Annotated in this window: 14 protein-coding genes; 5 read left to right on the forward strand and 9 right to left on the reverse strand. The window is 40.2% G+C overall.

The features are described from left to right. Positions 1-10: 10 nt before the first annotated feature. The 6 genes from AC0L7T_RS21560 to AC0L7T_RS21585 form a co-directional block, all read right to left on the reverse strand. Positions 11-1351, reverse strand: a complete 1341-nt coding sequence (locus tag AC0L7T_RS21560) for a dipeptidase (protein ID WP_473338333.1) — start codon at positions 1349-1351, stop codon at positions 11-13. A gap of 72 nt (positions 1352-1423) precedes the next feature. Next, positions 1424-2767, reverse strand: coding sequence for a Gfo/Idh/MocA family protein (locus AC0L7T_RS21565; RefSeq protein WP_473338335.1), 1344 nt, complete (start codon positions 2765-2767; stop codon positions 1424-1426). 39 nt (positions 2768-2806) lie between these two features. Then, positions 2807-4879 (reverse strand): alpha/beta hydrolase family protein, encoded by a 2073-nt coding sequence (locus AC0L7T_RS21570; protein ID WP_473338337.1) that lies wholly within the window; start codon positions 4877-4879, stop codon positions 2807-2809. Positions 4880-4918: 39 nt separating this feature from the next. Beyond that, complete coding sequence (locus tag AC0L7T_RS21575; RefSeq protein ID WP_473338339.1) at positions 4919-6349, reverse strand: Gfo/Idh/MocA family oxidoreductase; 1431 nt, start codon at positions 6347-6349, stop codon at positions 4919-4921. 92 nt (positions 6350-6441) lie between these two features. Further along, positions 6442-8133, reverse strand: coding sequence for a RagB/SusD family nutrient uptake outer membrane protein (locus AC0L7T_RS21580; protein ID WP_473338341.1), 1692 nt, complete (start codon positions 8131-8133; stop codon positions 6442-6444). Positions 8134-8163: 30 nt separating this feature from the next. After that, the gene (locus AC0L7T_RS21585) at positions 8164-11205 is read right to left on the reverse strand and encodes a SusC/RagA family TonB-linked outer membrane protein (RefSeq protein ID WP_473338343.1); all 3042 of its coding nucleotides are present in this window, start codon (positions 11203-11205) and stop codon (positions 8164-8166) included. Between the two features lie 601 nt (positions 11206-11806). On the opposite strand from AC0L7T_RS21585, the gene AC0L7T_RS21590 reads away from it, so the two are divergent. Then, positions 11807-12484 carry a hypothetical protein gene (locus AC0L7T_RS21590; protein ID WP_473338345.1) on the forward strand — a complete coding sequence of 226 codons (678 nt, stop codon included), beginning with the start codon at positions 11807-11809 and terminating at the stop codon, positions 12482-12484. A 547-nt stretch (positions 12485-13031) separates the two neighbouring features. Here the strand turns inward: AC0L7T_RS21590 and AC0L7T_RS21595 are convergent. The 3 genes from AC0L7T_RS21595 to AC0L7T_RS21605 form a co-directional block, all read right to left on the reverse strand. Further along, complete coding sequence (locus AC0L7T_RS21595) at positions 13032-14258, reverse strand: amidohydrolase family protein (RefSeq protein ID WP_473338347.1); 1227 nt, start codon at positions 14256-14258, stop codon at positions 13032-13034. 147 nt (positions 14259-14405) lie between these two features. Then, complete coding sequence (locus AC0L7T_RS21600; RefSeq protein WP_473338349.1) at positions 14406-15647, reverse strand: Nramp family divalent metal transporter; 1242 nt, start codon at positions 15645-15647, stop codon at positions 14406-14408. Between the two features lie 66 nt (positions 15648-15713). After that, positions 15714-17006, reverse strand: a complete 1293-nt coding sequence (locus tag AC0L7T_RS21605) for a dienelactone hydrolase family protein (RefSeq protein ID WP_473338350.1) — start codon at positions 17004-17006, stop codon at positions 15714-15716. 1062 nt (positions 17007-18068) lie between these two features. On the opposite strand from AC0L7T_RS21605, the gene AC0L7T_RS21610 reads away from it, so the two are divergent. The 4 genes from AC0L7T_RS21610 (at position 18069) to rpsB (ending at position 20443) form a co-directional block, all read left to right on the forward strand. Beyond that, positions 18069-18467, forward strand: coding sequence for a GreA/GreB family elongation factor (locus tag AC0L7T_RS21610; protein WP_473338352.1), 399 nt, complete (start codon positions 18069-18071; stop codon positions 18465-18467). 326 nt (positions 18468-18793) lie between these two features. Next, the gene (rplM, locus tag AC0L7T_RS21615; protein ID WP_020892974.1) at positions 18794-19237 is read left to right on the forward strand and encodes a 50S ribosomal protein L13; all 444 of its coding nucleotides are present in this window, start codon (positions 18794-18796) and stop codon (positions 19235-19237) included. Between the two features lie 12 nt (positions 19238-19249). Next, positions 19250-19636 carry a 30S ribosomal protein S9 gene (rpsI, locus tag AC0L7T_RS21620; RefSeq protein WP_473338353.1) on the forward strand — a complete coding sequence of 129 codons (387 nt, stop codon included), beginning with the start codon at positions 19250-19252 and terminating at the stop codon, positions 19634-19636. A 45-nt stretch (positions 19637-19681) separates the two neighbouring features. Continuing rightward, entirely contained in the window at positions 19682-20443 is a 762-nt protein-coding gene (rpsB, locus tag AC0L7T_RS21625; protein ID WP_473338355.1) for a 30S ribosomal protein S2, read from the forward strand. Positions 20444-20542: the final 99 nt, after the last annotated feature.

The following is a 20542-nucleotide window of genomic DNA, read 5'->3' on the forward strand; positions in this document are numbered from 1 at the left end:
CCATTGTACATTATAAAACAGCCCTTGCTACGCGTAGTACATTCCCACTCAATATTTTCTGGATATCTTCATCACTGTAGCCCATCTGAACCATACCTACAGTAAACAAAGGCCAATTGGTCCAGGCCATACTTTGGGTCATTTCTCTGGTTGTCGTAAATGCCTCTTTTGGATCTGGCCACAGTGCTTCCCATCGGTTTCGTCGTTTCCTATAAGCAGGTACTTTCTTGTTTTCTTCAGCAGCGTACTGAGAATTATGCGCTACGTCTGTTCCAATTGCTACCCGATCGCTTCCAAATTTTTTGACCATATAATCAATGTGTCTCATCATGGCTGTAATATCCCCTGAGCCACCTAAAAACCAAGGAATACAACATATTCCCATGTATCCATCTGTGTCGGCTATGGCTTTAATCACATTGTCTGGCTTGGCACGGTAATGTTCATACAATGAATTCACCGTACTGTGACTGGCCACCATTGGCTTTGTGGAATGCTTGGCAGCGTCCAGGCTGGTTTGCCACCCCGAGTGAGCAATGTCTACAATCACCCCTACCCGATTCATCTCCTCTACTACTGTTCTTCCAAAATCACTCAAGCCAGCATCATTCTGTTCACCACAGCCATCGCCAATCATATTGCGTCGGTTGTAGGTGAGGTGCATCATGCGAATACCTAGTTGAAAAAACACCCTGATATAACGGAGTTCATCCTCCACAGAAATCCAGTCCTGAGGAAGAGGAACACCATTTCCTGTAAAATAGAGGGAATGTTTATTTTGCTGTTTGGCTAGCAAAATATCATCCGGAGTAACCGCTTTCACTAAAGTATCTTTCATCCAGTCTGTAGCATAGGTAAACCTGGACAATCGTTTGAGTAGCCTTTCTATGGCACTTCCTTCCTCTCCTGAATTTTGAATGACACAGGTAACCCCTGAAGCCTTCCATGCATTGATAAACTCTTCTGTTTCACGCTGAATTTCTACAAATCCTGTCATGGTCATGTCTTCCTGCATGTCCTGAAGCTCCAGAGGCGAAGCACTATCCTCCACCGCTGCTTTCATTCTTTCCCCATCTACCGCTGCCCGGGGCATGAACCCATAACAATCTACTACTACAGAATTGCGATGCAGTTCAAGCCCACGCTCCAATTGACTTTTGGTGGGATTTAAAGCCTTCAGTGCTACCTGATAAGCTTCTTTCATCCCATTTGTTATTTGAAAACGGGTAGGGTCCTGCATAGGCGTAGCGGCATAGTTACCCGGTTGTCCGGCAGCAAACCCTTCCAATATCCCTAAACTGGTTACCGCCATTCCTGAAACTTTCAGGAATTTCCTTCTTTGATGATTCATGTGATTACAATTAGGCTTAAATCGATAATTAAAAGGTGAGAGTTACATTCACCGAAAATTTATTGTTCTAAATCAAGCCTTTTTTGCCACTGGAACAAGAGAAGTAAGGTCTGAAATTTTGACTATTTTCCCGGTTTCAATACTGTTACGTGCAGCAATTCCTATCAAAGCTGACATGGCCCCATCTCTTGAACCTGCTGATTGTTTGTAAAGATCTGGGGTATCAGGGTACCTGAATATCTTGTCTTTTAACCTTGGATCTGATCCACCGTGTCCTCCAGACTCTGGTATCACTTTAATGTTTTTCACGTTACCAAAAAGATTCCTAATCGTAATTTCCTGATAAGGAGGCACACCTGTAGGCATCGAGGATTTTATCCATGCATCCAATCTACCTTTAGTACCATTAATGGCCAATCTGTATCCTTCGTAAGGTGAGCTAGCAGTCAAAGAATAACTTACTTTCACACCATTCGCATACTTGTACTGCACAGCCATAGTATCATAAATATCCACTTCTTTACGGTAAATACATCCGTCACGTAGGTAGCCATCGTATTTTTCATTGGCTACATAAAGGTCCATTGCACTTTGACTTTCAGTGATGTCCCAATAAAAATTACAATTGGACTTATGGGGACAAGGCCTGCAATTCGTGCTATGTATTTTACTGTTTTTCTGTCCGTAATAATCCAATGAACCGTAGGCGAATACTTCCTCAGGCTCAGAATCCATCCAATAATTCAAGGCATCAAAATGATGGGTGGCTTTATGGACAAGTAAGGTACCTCCATGCTCTTTTTCACCATGCCAACGTCTGAAATAACTTGCTCCATGACTGGTATCCAAGTACCAGTTCAGGTCTACTGATTTGATATCACCTATTTCATTGTTCCTCAGCAATTCCCAAATTTGTTGCACATAAGCCGAGTAGCGCATGTTAAATGTAACGATGACCTTATTTCCCGTCCTTTTTTCGGCATCAAAGATTTCCTGACATTTGAACTCATCAGTTGTCATTGGCTTTTCGGAGATTACTCTCAAACCAGCTTCTAAACCTTTGATAATGTACTCATGATGCGTTGCATCTGTGGTAGTCACAATCAAGGTATCGGGTTTCGTTTCCTTCATCATCTTGTCAAAATCCGTGTAAACGGGACAATTGACTTTCATTTTCTCTTTGGCATAGGCCACCCTTCCTGGATTAACATCACATAGCCCTACGAATTCCAAAATATCATTGTATTCTTCCTGAACGGGTGCACCCCACATACCTATACCTCTGCCGCCAGTTCCTACCAACACCACACGGCTTTTTTGCCGCTTAAAACCATAACTAATTGAAGGTGCCAAAAGGCCAGTTGCTGCTAGCAGCCCTGTATTTTGGATAAATTTTCTCCTGTTTATCGTTCCCATAATTTAATTTTATTAAGCTTCTATATTTTTTGGTGGGTATTAAAATTGAAATTTAACGCTTCCTTTTCCTTTCAGATAAGACCTAATGCTAGCAAATTCACGTTGCAATTCTTTTTCTTTGGCGGGCAAAATGGATTCCCCAGACATGGTTACCGGATTATCAAAAGTGATTTCTCTGCCAGACAATCCCGCAGCCAGAGATACATCTCCCCATTGAAGGAATTTTGGAAGATAAATGGCCAAACTAAAATAATCAACCCCTTCGCGATTATCAAAAAGATAACTTACCGGAGCATTTCTTAAAGTGAGCGAACTAAAGGCATCCTCATCAAGTGCTGCTAAATACAACCCCGCTAAACCAGCCTCTTTGTCTCCGTCAAAAGCCAAAACTTTTGGTGCATAATTTTCTTTAATAAAGCCAGCCACCATGTCCAATTCACCAACCCACTGACCAAGCATGGTTTCTCCGAGCCATAACCTTGCTCTGGCCAAAGTATGAAAAGGGGTTAGATAAGCAACCAATTGATCCTCCGAAGAAGCAGCTTCTCCAGTGCCACTTAACTCTACTATAACCACTCCATGTCCCTTATTTATTAAATCATCAATTCGAGCTTGAGGAATATCATGTTTCCCATTTGCTGTTGCGAGAAGGACATACCCTAAAGCTGCATTGGTAGGTTTTCTGATGAGAAGCGGAGTTAGCAGGTTTTCAGATGTCTCTAAGGCTACTCTTTCCCAATCATCTACGGGCGAAAAGGTGTTCACTTGATTAATCTCAGGAAAACTTTTGATTTCAAGAAGCTCTTCTAAATCTTCAATCGCTTTTTGATTGTCAAAGGATGTCTGACTCAAATACTCTTCTCTCAGCTCCTGCCCTTTCCTCCGGCAATATTCAGCAACGCCAATAACTTTCGGATCACGCTGGCCCTTTGGAAATACCATAAGCTTTTCGACAGGAAGCACTTCAAAAGGGATTTCCTCTCGGGAACTGCCATCTCCAATTCCTTTCAAGTGAAGATCAAACCAACCCAACATGGCTTCCCTATCTTCTGGCCAGTAGCCATGAACAAGGTCAAATAACTCGAAATCGATGTTTTCTTCTACTCCGTATTGTTGGAAAATCGGTTTGGCATTGTGGTAACTTCTCAACATTTCAGCCGGAAAAAAAGTAGCATTGCTGTCCTTATTGTGGTTGCACATCTTCAAAGCTCGGGGAGCATAGAGTGCTAATATCCCAGAAGTTTCAGTAAAAGAGAGCCCATTAGGCATCAATTCACACACACAATTGGAGCCCATCACTGCGGATTCAAAAGTACCGACACTCACTACAGGCATGGCTGCTTTTACCCTATCGTCCACGGCTGAAAACCACATGGTCTGATTGCCTCCACCGCTCGCTCCTGTAGCGCCAATGTTTGCTGCATCCACATAAGGTAAGGTGCTCAATAAATCAACTGCTCGCATATTGTCTATTACCTGAACACCCAGAAGGGTTTCACCCACATTCATCAGTGAAGCCCCCAAATTAGACCCATGGTATTCAAAATCCATGTGTTTGGTTGATCGTTCTCCAGAACCAAAAGCATCCATACTCAGGCATACATACCCATTTTTCGCCAGGCTATGCCCAACTGATTGGATGATTTCTGCTGCTTTGCCTTCACTCCAATGCCCATGCATGTTGACTACTGCGGGAAAAGGCCCATCCCCCTCAGGGATAAATAGGTTTGCCGTTGCATAAACACCAGGTTGTGTTTGAAAATAAATGTTTTTAATTGAATAACCATCCATTTGGACAGTACCCGTTACCTTCATATCCAAGGCAAGATCATGATCCACTTTAATACCGCTATTGAGAATTACGTCTCGGGTTATTTCAGTTTTTCTCTTTTCCCAATCCTGCAAGTTTTCTGGTAAAAGGTGTGTCGCATATTTTATTTGGGCCTGTTGCTTCATTCTGCCCCCTAAAATATCAGCTCCCCCAGTAGCTAAAACGGAGGGCAAACTATCCTGAGGATTGGTATTTAAAATCCTTCCTTCTTTAGCTATTGCGGGATTAGGGCTTAAAAACTGTACTACAATAAAAAGAATTACTAGTAGAAAATTTTTCATTGCCTGTTCAAATTACATGTCATCTGCTGTGTTTTTAAATTATAAATTAATACCTGTGTTTCCACCATGTGTTAAATTAATGTCCACGGGGGCATTGTCTTGCCATGACCCTCCTGTGAAATCAGGTACATCAATGGCACTTGATCTATTTGCAACGGACCATTCACTTAATGGGAATACGGAGCTCCAAAGGGCCGCATCATATACGTCCTGCTCCAATGGCAAGCCATTTCTTAAGCAGTCAATTAATCGCCAATCCATCAAGAAATCCATCCCGCCATGCCCACCTACTTGTTTGGCCAATTCGCCAATTCTCTTTACAATTTCTGGTTGGTATTTTTGCTCCAGGGCTTTCATCTCTTCTTCAGGAAGCCAGCCTTCATGACTCGTGGCAATACGACCCGGCAAGGGGTATTTCATCGCAACCCCTTTGGTGCCACTTACAAGGTGGATCCTTGAATAAACCCTGGGTGAAGAGACATCATGCTGAAGCATAATGGTGCTTCCATTCTTAGTTTTCATTGTGGTCACATTCATGTTCCCCCTGAATGGTTTTCCCACAAATTCTTTGTAAACATCATCTTCTTTGGCCAGTTTTTCAGTCATGTCCCCCAGGACAAAATCCTTACTTGAAACTGAAACAAGAAAATCAATTTGATCTCCTCTATTGACATTCATGGCTTGGCAAATAGGCCCCAATCCATGTGTGGGGTATAGGTTTCCATTTCTGCTGGCGTTGTGACGAAAACGCCACATATTCCATTTTTCTTTGCTGAAAATGCTAGGAATAAAATCATGAATATAAGCCCCTTCACAATGAATAATGTCACCAAAAAATCCTTGACGCACCATATTCAGCGTCATCAATTCGAAGAAATCATAACAGGTGTTTTCAAGCATCATACAATGCTTTTTTGTTCTCTCTGAGGTCTCTACCAACGCCCAGCATTCCTCCATGGAAATTGCCGCTGGAACTTCCACTGCTGCATGTTTATCACTTTCCATCGCATGAAGAGCTATTGGCGTGTGAAGCTCCCATGGAGTGGTGACGTAAATTAAATCAAGATCCTTTCGCTCTACCAGTTTTTTCCACATTTGAGCATCTCCAGAATACAATTCAGGATTATGGGAGGTTTTGGCTAGTTTTTCTCTGGCTTGCAGGGCTTTTTCAGGTCTTAAATCACATAGGGCCTTTATGTCTACCCCCTCAATTTTGCTTAACCTGCGTACAGCAGCCGATCCCCTGCTTCCTAATCCTACAACTCCTACTCTTACCGTATCGATTTTTGGCGCAGCATATCCAGACATATTAAAAACCTGTTTGTGCTTTTTATCCGCCAGCATTTTTATTTTTTCGTAACCCAAAGTCTCATCAGCACCAAAAGATGCCCCTGGAAATAAGGTTGAGCCAGCCATTCCTAAACCTGAAATCCCGGATAACTTTAGAAAATCTCTACGATTATTTTTCATACGACGAAATATTTAAAACTCAATATATGAAAAAATGATGTACGTACCCTAAAAATAAACACGTACATCATTTTTTTTTAAAATTAACACGTTTAGGGGGCTACATTATAGCCAGGATTTTGTTCAAGCAAACTATTCTTGTTGATTTCTGACTGGGGAATAGGAAGTAAATAATTGGCAGGATTGAAATTCCCTGTTTTCCAAAATGCAACTTCATACTCTTTTGTCCCATCGGCTTGTTTTCTGATGATCATTCGCGTGCGGTCTTTGTCAGCCACCTCTGGAAGTATTTTCCAACGGCGAATATCAAACCAGCGATGTTCTTCAAAGACCAACTCAATGCGTCTCTCATTTACAATTCTTTCAAAAAGTGCTTCTCCACTTTCTGTAATATCAGGCATGTCGACGCTAGGCCTTTTCCTTACCCTATTCAGGTACTCTCTGGTGATGTCTTCATTACCCAGAAAATAATTGGCTTCTGCATAATTCAACAAGATTTCCGCATACCTGGCAAATGCCCATGGTGTTTGAGACATATTATTGCCACTAGGATTAACAATCCTTTCGTTCGCAAATTTCAACTGATAATAGCCTGTTTGTGTAGCATTCCATGCCGAAACAGGGCCTTCATTTGAATCCAGACCTCCTGGAAAAAAGGTTTCTACTTCTCTTCCTTGAAAAGGCGCTCCATCATGTAGGATAGTGGCATAGAACCTTGGATCCCTATTGGCATATGGATCACCTGGGTTGTACTCAGGATCATCTTCAGGTTGAAGCCCATTAACGGTTTCAAAATCATCTACCAAATTATGAAGTGGGTGTACTTGTCCAAAACCGTTGTAACCATTTGGATAAAGGCTTAGCTCAACATACACCCTTTCACTACTGACAAATTGGTTGTAAGGACGTTGCCAAATCATTTCAGGATTGTAAATGTTTTCTTCCAAAAACATGGTTCTATAATCGTCAAAGAGGGAATATTGCCCCATGTCAATAATTGCTTTGGCTGCATCGGAAGCTTCTTGCCATTTGGTAGGATCCATTGTTGGATTATTCAACTCACTGGCATAGTACAATGCTGCACGCGATTTGATTGCCATTGCGGCTCCTTTGGTAACCCTTCCCTGGTTGGCATTGTCATAAGTTGGAGGAAGTAAATTGATGGCTTCGTCTAATTCTGCAAACACAAAATCCATCACTTCCTGGTAAGTATTTCGCTCTACTTTAAAATCATCCTCTAAGGTAAAGGTTTTGGTAAACAAAGGAACCCCACCAAATAAGCTTGCCAATTTAAAATAACTATAGGCTCTGATGGCCTTCATTTCACCTATCATCCTGTTTTTGGTTGCTTCATCTATCGGCACCGCTCGCTCCCTATCAATGTTCTCGAAGAATATATTGGCACGATTGATTGGCTGCCAATAATTTATATTTCGGTCATTGGATCCAGTCCAGTAATCCACTTCTCGCAGGTCATCGGGAGTGAGGTTTCCTTCCCACACACTCCAGGCCCAGGAATTACTTCTTGCATTGATTTCATCCGTAACAACAGAAAGTCCATACAAACTATAGCGCAATCCACTTGGAATGGTACGGTAAGCATTTCCAATAAATGCCTCAATCAGGGATTGATCTGCCCACACCGCTTCGTCAGTAAACCTGTCTGCTGGTGTCACATTCAAAACCTCGTCATCGCATGCTGTATTCAGTGAAACCACAACCAATAGCAGGGAAAAAATTCCTACTATTTTATTTATATACAAGTATTTATAGATCGTTTTCATAATATGGAATATTAAATTTTCACCAATTAATTAAAAGGACAAGTCAACGCCCAAATTAAAAATTCGACTTTGAGGGTAGAATGAACCTCTTTCATTGTCTCCTTCAGGATCAAACCATTTGATTTCTGAAATGGTCAAAAGGTTATTGCCATTTAGATAAACCCTCGCTGTAGACACTCCTAGTTTCTTAAGGATTGTCTCCGGAAGATTGTAGCCTACCTGAAGCGTTTTGAACCTTAAAAAACTTGCATTTTGTAACCAGAATGTACTCTGGAGACCACTCGGTTGCGTTCTGGTTTCTAAATCCGGTAGAATAGGGTATTTTGAATCCATGCTGCCAGCGGTATACCTGTTTTCAATCAATTCAGCCAAACCATTCACAGCTATTCTCGCATTTTGGTGATAATATTGCCAGGCTCCACCCTGACCAGCAAAATTGGCAAACAAAGAAAACCGTCCATAATTTAAAGTTCCGTTAATACCAAAAGTGATTTGCGGAATATTGGATTTACCCATTCTTACCATGTCCTGAGAACTGATAATTCCATCTTCATTTACATCTCTGTACTGGAGGTGTCCTACCAGTGTTCCTGGGTAAACTGGATTGGAGTCCACATCTTCCTGCGTTCTGAAAATACCCAATGCCTCATAATAGAGGTCTGCGCCCAATATGCTTCCTTCCGCTTTTTGGTAGTCAGGTACATCTTGCGCTTCGGAAATATCAATTATTTTGTTCTTGTTAAAAGCAATATTTCCACCTACAGTATAGGTAAACCCTCCAGGAGAAGAAGCCTTGCCACGATGACTCAAAGCCAACTCAAGACCTTTGTTTTCAACGATGCCTATGTTCTCATCAGGTAATTGTAAGCCAGTATAAAAAGGAACCTCTAGGTCTCTCTTTGTCAAAATATTGGTACGCCTTTGTTTAAAAGCTTCTAAAGTAAAGCTAAGCCCTCCATTCCAAAACATACCATCCAATCCAATATTGTAAGTAGTGGCTACTTCCCAGGTTACATTTGGATTTGGCGTAACACCTGGAACCACTCCTAATTGAGAGTTGGTAGGTAATCCAAAATGATACCCATTCAAACCTAGACTATAAGCAGGCATAAATTGGAAAGGACTAATTCTATCATTCCCCATTTTACCCACTGAGGCACGTAATTTCAAATCATTGATGCCAGACCTATCTTTTAAGAATTCCTCAGACAATACCCAGGCGGCAGATACACCCGGGAAAAAACCAAATCGCTTTCCTGCTGGGAATACGTAAGAGCCGTCGTACCTGGCATTAAAATCGATAATGTATTTTTCCAGGTAGTTATAACTAACCCTACCTAAGATACTCTGTCTGGAGGATTCTGAAGATACGCCATCATTTTGCTGGGTAGCAGGGTCTCCTGCAAATAGTTCTGATAAGGTAGGCGAAAGATAATTTCTCCTAAAAGCCTCATAATAACCGTTCCCCCCTTTGGTTTGTTCAGCACCAATAAAGGTGTTGATATAATGGTCTCCTAATTGCCTTTCGTACTTCAATCTTAAATTCACAAAAGTACTACTAGCACTATTCGTAGACTGTGTTAATTCTGGCGCAGTGATTCTTCCACCTCGAAGAGGAATGTAGCTATCATTGACCTTGTCATAGTTATAAACGGTCCATGGAGTTCTCCAATTTTTGTCCATTATGTCTTCATTGCTATAGACAAAATAACCATCCATGCCCAAGCCTTCTACCCAAGGAGCCTTGATGTTGAATCCTACTTTAGAAATGGCTCTTTTGGTTTTGGTATTGTGATCTCCGGAGGCTGAAGTGGTCATAACAGCTGGGTTTAAGCCTTGTTCAATACCAGCCGATGGGTAACCATTTTGATAATAAACAGGCATCATTGGAATGGCGTTTAACCAGCCCCATGGATTTTCTGTTCCTGGTTGGGAGCGATCATCCAAGCCTAAGTTTAAATCAAGGTTTACGGTGATGTACTCGTTTACATCCGCATCAATGTTTGACCTGATCGTATAGCCTTTGAAATCATGAACACCTTCTTTAAATATACTGTTTTGGTGGGAATAAGAACCTGACATTGAATAACGTACCGATTCTGAACCGCCTCTTAAGCTTAAATTGTGCATGCTTTGAAGCGAGTAATCCTTAAGGACCTCATCGTACCAATTGGTATTGGGATAATTGGGATCGGTACCATTTCGGAACAATTCAATCTCCGCATCTGAATACCTGGGGTCCTGCCCATCTTTAACCATCATCTCGTTGACATAACCTGCAAAAAGTGGAGACCCCGCCAATTCAGGAAGTCGTGTGGGTTGGCTTATTCCTTGGTTAAAGGTGTAACTCAAAGTGGGTTTACCCGCTTTACCTCTTTTGGTGGTAATGAGGATAACACCATTTGCCGCTCTGGCACCATATATAGCTGCCGAAGCATCCTTTAAAACAGAGATAGACTCTATGTCATTCGGATTGATTCTTTGCCAACCGGGAGGGTTTTGAACCCCATCTACTACTACAAAGGGACTGTTGTCTCCTGTGGTATTGCTTCCTCGAATCAATATCGAAGAATTGTCAGCACCTGGTTCTCCAGAACGGTTTAAAGCAACCAGCCCAGGCAAAAGCCCGGACAAGGAGTTGGTTAAATTTACCGAAGGGTTACTGATTACCTGCTCACTTTCCACACTTGTAACAGAGCCTGTGAGTGTGGCTTTCTTTTGGGTGCCATACCCAATGACAACAAACTCATCCAGGTCTGCCGTTTCTTCTTCCAAAGTAATGTTTATCTGACTTCTGTTTCCAATGGTTACTTCGCTGGTCAACATCCCCACAAAGGAAACTATTAACACCTGCGCACCTGTGCCTACACTGAGGCTATATTTTCCATCCGTGTCCGTGACAGTACCATTTGTAGTACCCTTCACCAGAATGGTGGCACCCGGGATAGACTGGCCATTTTGACCGGACACCGTACCGTTTAAGACCCTGGCCCCTTGGGCAAAGGCATTTCCGAAATTCATCCCTCCCAGCAGAACTAAGAGGATGATTAAATATCTAGTAGCTTTTTTCATAGAGCGGTAGGATTGAGTTAAACCTTATTTTACATAAACTTTAAGTTCAATTTAACCAATAAACCAACTACATAAATTGAAATAGTTAAATTTAATAGCGATAACGTTATCGAAAATCCAAATGATCCTCTTATCAAAAAAGAAATACAACTAATGTGTAAAATTGGAATGCCTGAAAAGCAAGTGCTTGTTACGCAAATCAACAAGCATTGGGTAAATGATTTCGTTTAAAAGACGGGTTTCTAACTGAGAGATAAAAAAGGATAAGGACATTTTCTATGTAGTCTCCTAGCCTTAGTTTGTGAAATTGGGTTATGCTATATTGGTGGCTGAGCCTGTCGAAGCCAACGGAGTCTCAGTCAACTCGAGGAGCTTTCCATCTAATTAAGAGATTGAGGCAACTTGAACTTAATTCCTATTTCACAAAAGTTGAAAACTTTCGGCATTTTGGGTCTAAGTTACGCTTTGCTAAACTTAGACCAGATGAAGACCAGTCCAGAACCAGATGGGAATATCGCTGATATTTATTCTCGGAGTTTTGGTAATAATTGCTTAAATAGTGGTTCAAGAGCTTTTCCCATTTGAATTGAAATTTTTCAACATGAAGCAACTGGTTACCATCATTACTTTGAGCCTATTTGTAGCTGCTTTTTTCAACTTTACCAGCAGAAATATTGAAAATCGTAAAGAACCAGCTATTTCAATAACTGTTCCAGCATATCTCAACCCAGCAATCGATACGATTGTGTTTTCGAAAGTGGAAAACACAACAGGAAGCTATCCATGGAAATATGAATGGAACAAATTCATTTCTAATGAAATTGTTCGCTACAAAGGTATCTTTATAGGCAATGACTCGATTTACAAGCAGGATTTAGTAAGGCTTTGCCCCTCCTACTACAATGCTTCAGAGAATGAAAAAATCGCCTTGTGGACTTTGCTTATTGCATCAATGATCAAGTATGAATCAAATTTCAACTCGAATACCCGCTATCAGGAACCACCGCCACTGAATGTGTATAGCGAAGGCTTATTGCAACTCAGTTATGGAGATGAAACACGCTACAAGGGTGTTCCACTCGACCCGGAAAAACAAAACATTCTGATCCCAGAGGTCAATCTAAAAACAGGGGTTGCCATATTTGCCAAACAACTGCAGATAAGAAAATCGATTTTTACAGACAAGAATTTTTATTGGTCCGTATTAACCAATAAGCAAAATGAAATAATTCAATTCTTTCAAATCAATGCGGCTGAGTTAAATATTTGTAACAAGTAATTGTATTATGACACCAGTGGCTGAGCCTGTCGAAACCAGCGGAATCGAAGTCACCTTTGGTCTGTTTAAAGAAAGTTGAAAACTTTCGGCATTTTGGGCCTAAGTTACGCTCCGCTAAACTTAGGCCAGATACATTTTTCATTTCCTTTGGATTCGTTTTAATGAATGTTCTTCTAAGTCTCAAATAGACTTACAAAAAACGGATCAAATCACTTTGAATCTCGATTAAACCCGGATTATGTAATAGGATTCATGATGAGTGTTGCAATCGCAAAAAAATCAGACTGTTTGGAGATTTTAGAATAGCACCGCTATGGTGAATCTGTCTACCGTCAGGTAGAATTGAAAACAGCAACGATTGGGTATTTTGAAGCGATTTCAGCACGTAATAGATTGTCTATTGCATATTTCGAGTTAAACAACACCTATTCATCCATAAAAAAAAGCTGCGATAACCAGATTATAAATAATTTGGTTATCGCAGCTTTTTTCCTTCATATTAAGGCTATTTTAGGTAAGACTGAATTACCCAAAACAATTATGGTATTCACGTCCAGTTAAGCACCTTCTCAGCATTGGTTCTGTACAGTTTTTCCAACACATCGTCTGGAAGCTCTAGCCCATAGTACCTCCACCAAACTCTACCGGGCATGTGTTCGTCCCCACTTTCTAACAAGCGCCACCAGGCTTGGTACATCTGTTTATCCAATCCCATGTCTGTTCCAAACAATATCCTGTCACTGTATTTGGTTAGAAATTTTGCTGATGCTCTTGGTTGCCTTCCTATTTCATAATCTCGAGCGGAGATATCCAGATAAAGATTATCGAAATCATCTAGCATCGCTCCTAGTCGCTTTAAGTCATTGCCTAAATTGGCCATGTGACATGCGATAAAGGTTGTTCCAGGATGCTTCACCAGTAATTTAGGTAAATAAGTCACCAGCTGATCGTAAGTCAGGCCGTCTGTGTCATATTTATTGAACTGCTGAAATATAGGTGTCCTTTCCTGGTATACATCAGGTGGAGTCCATGCAGAAGGGTGATCGGACTGATGGACATTAACAGGAATATTCAACTCTCCACACTTGGACCAGAAAGGATCCAATCTATCGTCATCAATGTGCATTCTTTCATCGGGCGTCAGGGATTGGTCTCGGGAAATGCCAAAACCTTTGTCTGTCACTTCTCCAACTCCCCTGGCCCCTAAGTTATAACATCTTTCCAATTCTTTTACTGCTCTTTCAGGATAATCAGGCTTGTCAATACCTTCGACCTCAATCCCACAAAAAAGCTGAAACCTATCTGCGTAATCGGTCAAATAATAATCAACCATCTTGTCAAATTCCTTTCCAGTAGCCACAGTAAGCACAACTGATTTTTCTACCCCTACTTCATCCATTGTCTTCACCCAATCTTTTATCGCCTGTTTAGGATTTCCACCTGCTTCTATTTCTGTATAATGATGCACATGTGCATCAATGACAGAGAATTTGGCTTTGGGAATAAATGTTTCTTCAGCGATTATGGTGGATTTAGGGGCATAATCCTTGACCAAAACCCCATCCATTGGACCTGGCCCTACAGGTACTCCTGGCCCACTCCATGCGCCATATTTCACTTTTAACCATTCCGGATCAGAGGTCCATTCTTTAGAAAGAGGTGTTTCAATAATTTCTTGCTTCTTTGGCCCACAACCCTGAACATAACTCATCCCGGATGCCCCAAGACCTAGTAAACTTGCCTTTTTTAAAAAACCTCTTCTGTTATTTTTCATTTTTATAAATCATTTAGAATACATCTTATTGCCTTGGGCTTACCCTCTATTTAATTAAAATAAGGGTAAAAAGGAAATAGAAAACTTTAATTTTGAGTAAAAACTTTACCAAAGGCAATCCTATAAATGGACTGGTCAATGTGAGTTTTAAATAAATTCAGCTACAGCAAAATAGGCGGTCAGCAAACTAAATAGAATAACCGCTACCAATCCAATGTTTTCTTTCAAGCCAGCGACATGCGTTTTCATCACTGTCTTATTATTGATCAATAGAAAAACAGGAATAGCTACTGCTGGGAGAATGAAAGCCTGAAATGCTTGGGAAAAAACCATGATCATTGGCGGTCTGGCGTCCAGAAACTGCATGCCAAAACCAAACAAAATACCAATAAATGCCAACCACCTGTACATGGGAGATTTGATGTTTCTAGGCTTCCCTGTAAAATCACTTATTAACCATGGTGCAATCAATATAATGGGGAAAACCGTTGATATACCCGCACCAACAATGCCAAGAATCAAAATAAAGGCCGCTAATTCACCACCAATTGGTTCAAATAATTTGATCATTTCTACGGTATTTTCCAGCTTCAGCCCCATAACATGCAAGGTTCCGGCAGCTACAGCCATAATGATCACACTAAGCGCAAACATCATTGTTGCAGACACCATAGAATCCTTTTTTTCGTTTTTGAGGTCTTTTATCCCCCATCCCTTTTCGGCTACTACCGTACTCCTGATAATAAATACGGCTGCGGAACAAGTAGTACCTGCTATGGCTGCAATGAGCCGCAATACCCCTGGTTCATTGGGAATGGAAGGAGCCATACCTGAGACAATGGTTGAAAAATCAGGTTTTAACATAATGAAAACCACCACAAATGAGATCACCATCAAGGCCACAAAAAAGACCAGGACCTTCTCAAAAATAAGGTAATTACCAAACCAGAAAAGCAAATACAAGGCCACCACCAATACTGAGGTGATCCAAAATGTACTAAAACCTTCCCCTCCAAATAGTAACCTTGATCCTTCCTGAATTAGATCAGCAATGATTCCAAAAATCCCCATCAAAGCCATTATCTCACCCACAACCAGGGCAATGATGATATAAATAGCCAGCGCGGTACCGTATTTCAACTTGTGTTTGATATTAAACAATGCTGTATTTCCGGTAACCAGCGTCGTTTTTCCGTAAGCGACCATCAACACATAAGTAAATATGCAAGATAGCACCAATGCCCAGGTCAGCATCATACCGTATTCGGCACCTACCTTGGCCATAGTGGTAATACTGCCTGTTCCAATATTATAACCTATCAGGAATAACCCGGGGCCTATTAAGCTGATGGCAAAAATAATCTTCTTAAAGAAAACGTTGTCTTTCATAAATGAAAATAAAGTAGGTTGATTTGTTAATTTATTTTTAAAAACCTTAAGATAATAAAAGCATTGCTACTTCAGCCACTTGTCAAACCAATCAAATGCATCTCCCTGCATTTTTTTATTGAATTGATGTCCTCCAGGGTAAAAAGTGCAATTGTATTTATCCGTAGCTCCAGCTTTGTCAAAAACGGCTGAAAGTATTTTATCTGCTTCATGCATTTCATCGAGTGAGTACAATCCATCTTCTATGGAATTGAGCACCATGGTAGGTAAAGGAACCCTCAAACCTAGAATTTCAGGGAAATCAAGTGCAGGAGGCAAGCCAGGAGCAAATGTCATCCATGTATGTGTAAAAGATTTGTGAAGGACTAAATCTTTCCATGTGGTCATGAATCCTACACATACAGCACATTTTATCCGGGGATCAAGACCTCCCGCAAAAACTGTTCGCATCCCTCCTCCTGAAAGTCCACCACAGCCAATATTATCCGTCTGTACATCCTCTCTATTACATAAAATATCCAATGCTTTCTGGTCCTCAGCAAGGAATACCCCAGGCCAACTTGTCCCAGCACTGAACAGGGATTTGGCCATAGTATCTTCCTGCCCTTTTGCCCAATTGTTGTAAGCTTTGGCATTCTCTGGCAAATCAGGATTGTCATCATTCAATCCTTGCCTTAGGTTTTCCGGAACATCTTTAAGCAATACCCTCCTGCTGGCAAAGGTAAAAGCGTCGGGAACAAGGACTACATAGCCTCTTTTGGCAACCTCATTGGCCCAAGCCAACTCTTCATAATACATCCTTTGGTGATCCACCATCATGGGATGCCTTTCATCACTCGTTCGCGTGATTTTTCTTTTGCCAAAATATTTCCAGCCGCCATGGTCATGAAAGGCAATGATACCGGGTAACTTTCCCTTGGCCTTGGCAGGCTTCAGCACAATTCCTTCGGACCTACCTCCTGTTGGAAGTACCCAACTTATTTCCTCTATTAAAAGCCCATCATAAACGTATTTCTTGTCTACGGTAACCTCCGGTGTTCCACCAAGATCCGGGGCAGCTATTTTCTCTTTTGCGACTTTTAAAGCTTTATTTCTCCAGTCTTCAATACCTTTCCAATTGTCCCTTCTATAGGAATGACTTGGCAATTTTCCTTCCAATAAACTATTTGCCCATTTGCCATAATCACCAATAATGCTCTTTCCTGTTTCTTCTAAACCAGAAACCTGGAAATTGTTTTTTGCACTCAGCTTTCCCAAACCTAAGCTACTTTCAGTATGGGCGAATGTTTTGACACGATTCATTAAACCTAGGCCAAGGATTCCTGATAACTTTAAAAATACCCTTCTGGTGTTTTTCATTTATTCCGTATTTAAACCTGAAACAGGCAATGTTATTTTTAATTAAAAATTTTTGAACGCTCTTCAAACTTTCTGTAACAAATGATGCTTTTTGGTCAGAAAATCACCTCCAAAACAGTAAGTCAAAAGGGCAATGAAACAAACTCGTCACATGCTACAAACACGTAATTTATGACAGATCAAGTGGCAGTATATATTGGATTAAATCAAGGCACAAAACAAGCCCGTAGCCGTAGCTACGTAAGTTTTTTTTGTAACGAAGATATACCAAAAGTTATCTCAGATTATTGGTAGGCATAATCCAGTCTTAACACTTAATCTCAGTCTCCAAATAGGCTGATTTTTTTATGATTACCCCCCTTCCTGGGAAAGGCCAGAAAAGCCTATTTAATAATCAGGGTTAAACAAAAGACTATATATCCAATCTAAATTTTAAATAAAAGGAACTATAAGAAAATAATCACGGAAACGTTCTCGAATTTTCTAATAAAAAATGGTATTACTACTAACAAACCAATACATAGGAATATTCACCTTTGAAAATAGGATTAATTCATAAATCTGGGAATTTACAAAATTGGATTATGTAGAATGAGATCAGTGTTACAGGGAATATAAATTATTCAATACAAGAAACATGACTCTAAAATTAAACGCTTGTTTTTCAGACAATAATTTAATTAAAAAAACCTTAGCTCATTCACATTCGTATTATCAACTGAGTGTGGTCATTAGAGGAAATTTAATTATATTTACAAAAACAATTTATTAGACAATTTCAATATTTTTTTATATCTTGATTACAAATAATCTCATGATTCATCCATACAACCATATCGCCTGTTCAAACGATGCCCTTCAAGTGGTAGTGAAGGCGAATTGGATTGTACTCACTCACAATAAAGCCTTTATCAAATTGCCCTCTACCCTATTAGATTTAAGGTAGGGGGAATTACCTTAGTTATTTAGGCAATCAACTATTCCTATTTATTATCAAAAACAAAGAGTCCTATATGAGTAATTTCCTATTGGGTCTCATGCTAGTATAAAATATAAAAAACTATGAAACCTATAGTTAAAGAATCCGATTACAATACAATTAAGAACATCATTAACAATCTTACACCTGCTCAAAAAACAAAGGAGGTAGGGCAATTGATGAATGAACTAGAGTTGGCCAAAAAAGTGCCCGACAATAAAATACCAAAGGGTATAATTCAATTGAACTCCTATTTCGAAGTAGAGGTAGGAAAACCAGCTCAAACCATTAAAATGACGATGGTTATCCCTAAAAATGCTGACCTGGCCCAAAATAAGATCTCTCTATTCTCCCCGCTATCGGTTGCCTTGATTGGTTTCAAAGAAGGTGCTTCTATAGATTGGGTTCTACCCGGCGGGCTAAGAAAATTAAAGATTTTGAAAGTTGAAAATCAGGTCAAAAAAGAAGCTGTAGTCAAATAAATTATTAATGTCAACCGAGTAAATCATAAAGAGAAGAGCCCTTCAATTTTATTTCAATTCTGCTATTTTAACTTGAAAGCTATTAGAAACCATAGGATTGACTACATTCGTATAGTCATTCTAAATTTTTCGGAAGGGCTTTTAAGGGTTTCACTCCCAGACGGGGGAATTAAAGGCTACAATTGGCCACAAGTAAACAGCTATTCTTGTGAAAATAAGGCAGTAAACTTTGGTTTCTATTGCAATTGAAGGAATTAACTTCTATCTTTGTGTCCCTTTTTGAGGGTGAAATGTATTTAACAAGCTAATTATTAAACATTTACACAGTGAATACTTTAAGCTATAAGACCATATCAGCGAATGACGCCACGGTGGACAAGGAGTGGGTAGTAGTGGATGCCCAATCCCAGATACTAGGTAGATTTTCAAGTGAAGTGGCAAAAATGTTGAGAGGGAAGCACAAGCCAAACTTTACCCCTCACGTAGATTGCGGAGACAATGTTATTGTTATCAATGCCGAGAAAGTTAGACTTACCGGAAGGAAGTGGACTGAGAAGGTATATGTTCGTCACACGGGATTTCCCGGAGGGCAACGTGTAGCTACTCCTAAGATCCTTTTGGAAAAATCTCCTCGAACTCTGGTAGAGAAAGCAGTAAAAGGAATGCTTCCAAAAAACAGACTTGGCAGAAAAATGTACACAAACCTGTACGTATATGCTGGATCAGAACATCCACACAGCGCACAGAAACCTAAAGAAGTAAAACTTTAATGCTACCCGTCAATGGAAGTAATTAACAAAATTGGAAGAAGAAAAGAATCCGTAGCCAGGATTTACGTTAAACCCGGAAACGGTACTATCGTGGTAAACAAAAGGGCACTTGATAAGTATTTCCCTTTTGAGCTACACCAGATTGTGGTGAAGCAACCTTTGGTATTGGTCAACGAAGACGGTGCCTTTGACATTAATATTAATGTTGATGGTGGTGGAATAAGTGGTCAGGCAGAAGCCATTAGAATGGCGATATCAAGAGCTCTTTGTGAAATCAATGAAGACCATAGAGGTCCGTTGAAGAAAGAAGGATTCTTGACACGTGATTCTAGAATGGTAGAACGTAAAAAACCTGGACGTAGAAAAGCAAGGAGAAGATTCCAGTTCTCTAAAAGATAATTGGGAATATTATTTCCTAAATACTATAAAACAACATATTTATAAATGGCCAATATCGAATATAAAGACTTACTGGATGCTGGTGTTCACTTCGGACACTTAACAAGAAAGTGGGATCCTAAAATGGCACCCTATATCTTCATGGAGAAGAATGGGATCCATATTATAGATCTAAACAAAACGCTCGTTTGCCTTGATGAAGCATCCAACGCAATCAAGCAGATCGTACGCTCAGGCAAAAAAGTTATGTTTGTAGCGACAAAGAAACAAGCCAAAGATTTGGTAGCAGAAGAAGCCAGAAGGCTTAAGATGCCATTCATTACTGAAAGATGGCTTGGTGGTATGATGACAAATTTTGCTACCATCCGTAAATCTTTGAAGAAGATGTCGACTATAGACAAAATGTCAAAAGACGACGCTTACACCAACCTAGCGAAAAAAGAAAGGCTGATGATCAGCCGTCAAAGAGAAAAACTGGAAAATGTATTGGGCGGTATTTCTGACCTAACGCGACTTCCTGCAGCACTCTTTATTGTAGATATTAAACGTGAGCACATTGCTCTGGCAGAAGCTAAAAAGCTTGGTATTCCTGTATTTGCATTGGTAGATACGAACTCCAACCCTAATTTGGTGGATTTCCCAATACCTGCAAATGATGATGCTTTTAAATCCATTTCACTATTAGTAAAAGCTTTCGGTGCTGCTATTGAAGAAGGTTTGTCTGAACGTAAGAAAGACAAGGACGATGCTAAACTTTCTGAAGAGGAAGAAGCAAAAAAAGCAGCAGACGCTGAAACAAAAGAATAATCCACTTTGACATTTTATTTACAAAAATTGGACACTGGCAATAGCCTGCTGTTCAATTTTTGTTTTATTGTCATCACCTATATTTAATTAAACAAAAAA

This window comes from Cyclobacterium sp. 10D3-21, from assembly GCF_055809755.1.

Excerpts from the sequence above, each read along its gene's own strand:
- AC0L7T_RS21560 (WP_473338333.1), bottom strand. The coding sequence starts at position 1,351 with ATGAATCATCAAAGAAGGAAATTCCTGAAAGTTTCAGGAATGGCGGTA.
- AC0L7T_RS21565 (WP_473338335.1), bottom strand. The coding sequence starts at position 2,767 with ATGGGAACGATAAACAGGAGAAAATTTATCCAAAATACAGGGCTGCTA.
- AC0L7T_RS21570 (WP_473338337.1), bottom strand. The coding sequence starts at position 4,879 with ATGAAAAATTTTCTACTAGTAATTCTTTTTATTGTAGTACAGTTTTTA.
- AC0L7T_RS21575 (WP_473338339.1), bottom strand. The coding sequence starts at position 6,349 with ATGAAAAATAATCGTAGAGATTTTCTAAAGTTATCCGGGATTTCAGGT.
- AC0L7T_RS21580 (WP_473338341.1), bottom strand. The coding sequence starts at position 8,133 with ATGAAAACGATCTATAAATACTTGTATATAAATAAAATAGTAGGAATT.
- AC0L7T_RS21585 (WP_473338343.1), bottom strand. The coding sequence starts at position 11,205 with ATGAAAAAAGCTACTAGATATTTAATCATCCTCTTAGTTCTGCTGGGA.
- AC0L7T_RS21590 (WP_473338345.1), top strand. The coding sequence starts at position 11,807 with ATGAAGCAACTGGTTACCATCATTACTTTGAGCCTATTTGTAGCTGCT.
- AC0L7T_RS21595 (WP_473338347.1), bottom strand. The coding sequence starts at position 14,258 with ATGAAAAATAACAGAAGAGGTTTTTTAAAAAAGGCAAGTTTACTAGGT.
- AC0L7T_RS21600 (WP_473338349.1), bottom strand. The coding sequence starts at position 15,647 with ATGAAAGACAACGTTTTCTTTAAGAAGATTATTTTTGCCATCAGCTTA.
- AC0L7T_RS21605 (WP_473338350.1), bottom strand. The coding sequence starts at position 17,006 with ATGAAAAACACCAGAAGGGTATTTTTAAAGTTATCAGGAATCCTTGGC.
- AC0L7T_RS21610 (WP_473338352.1), top strand. The coding sequence starts at position 18,069 with ATGAAACCTATAGTTAAAGAATCCGATTACAATACAATTAAGAACATC.
- rpsI (WP_473338353.1), top strand. The coding sequence starts at position 19,250 with ATGGAAGTAATTAACAAAATTGGAAGAAGAAAAGAATCCGTAGCCAGG.
- rpsB (WP_473338355.1), top strand. The coding sequence starts at position 19,682 with ATGGCCAATATCGAATATAAAGACTTACTGGATGCTGGTGTTCACTTC.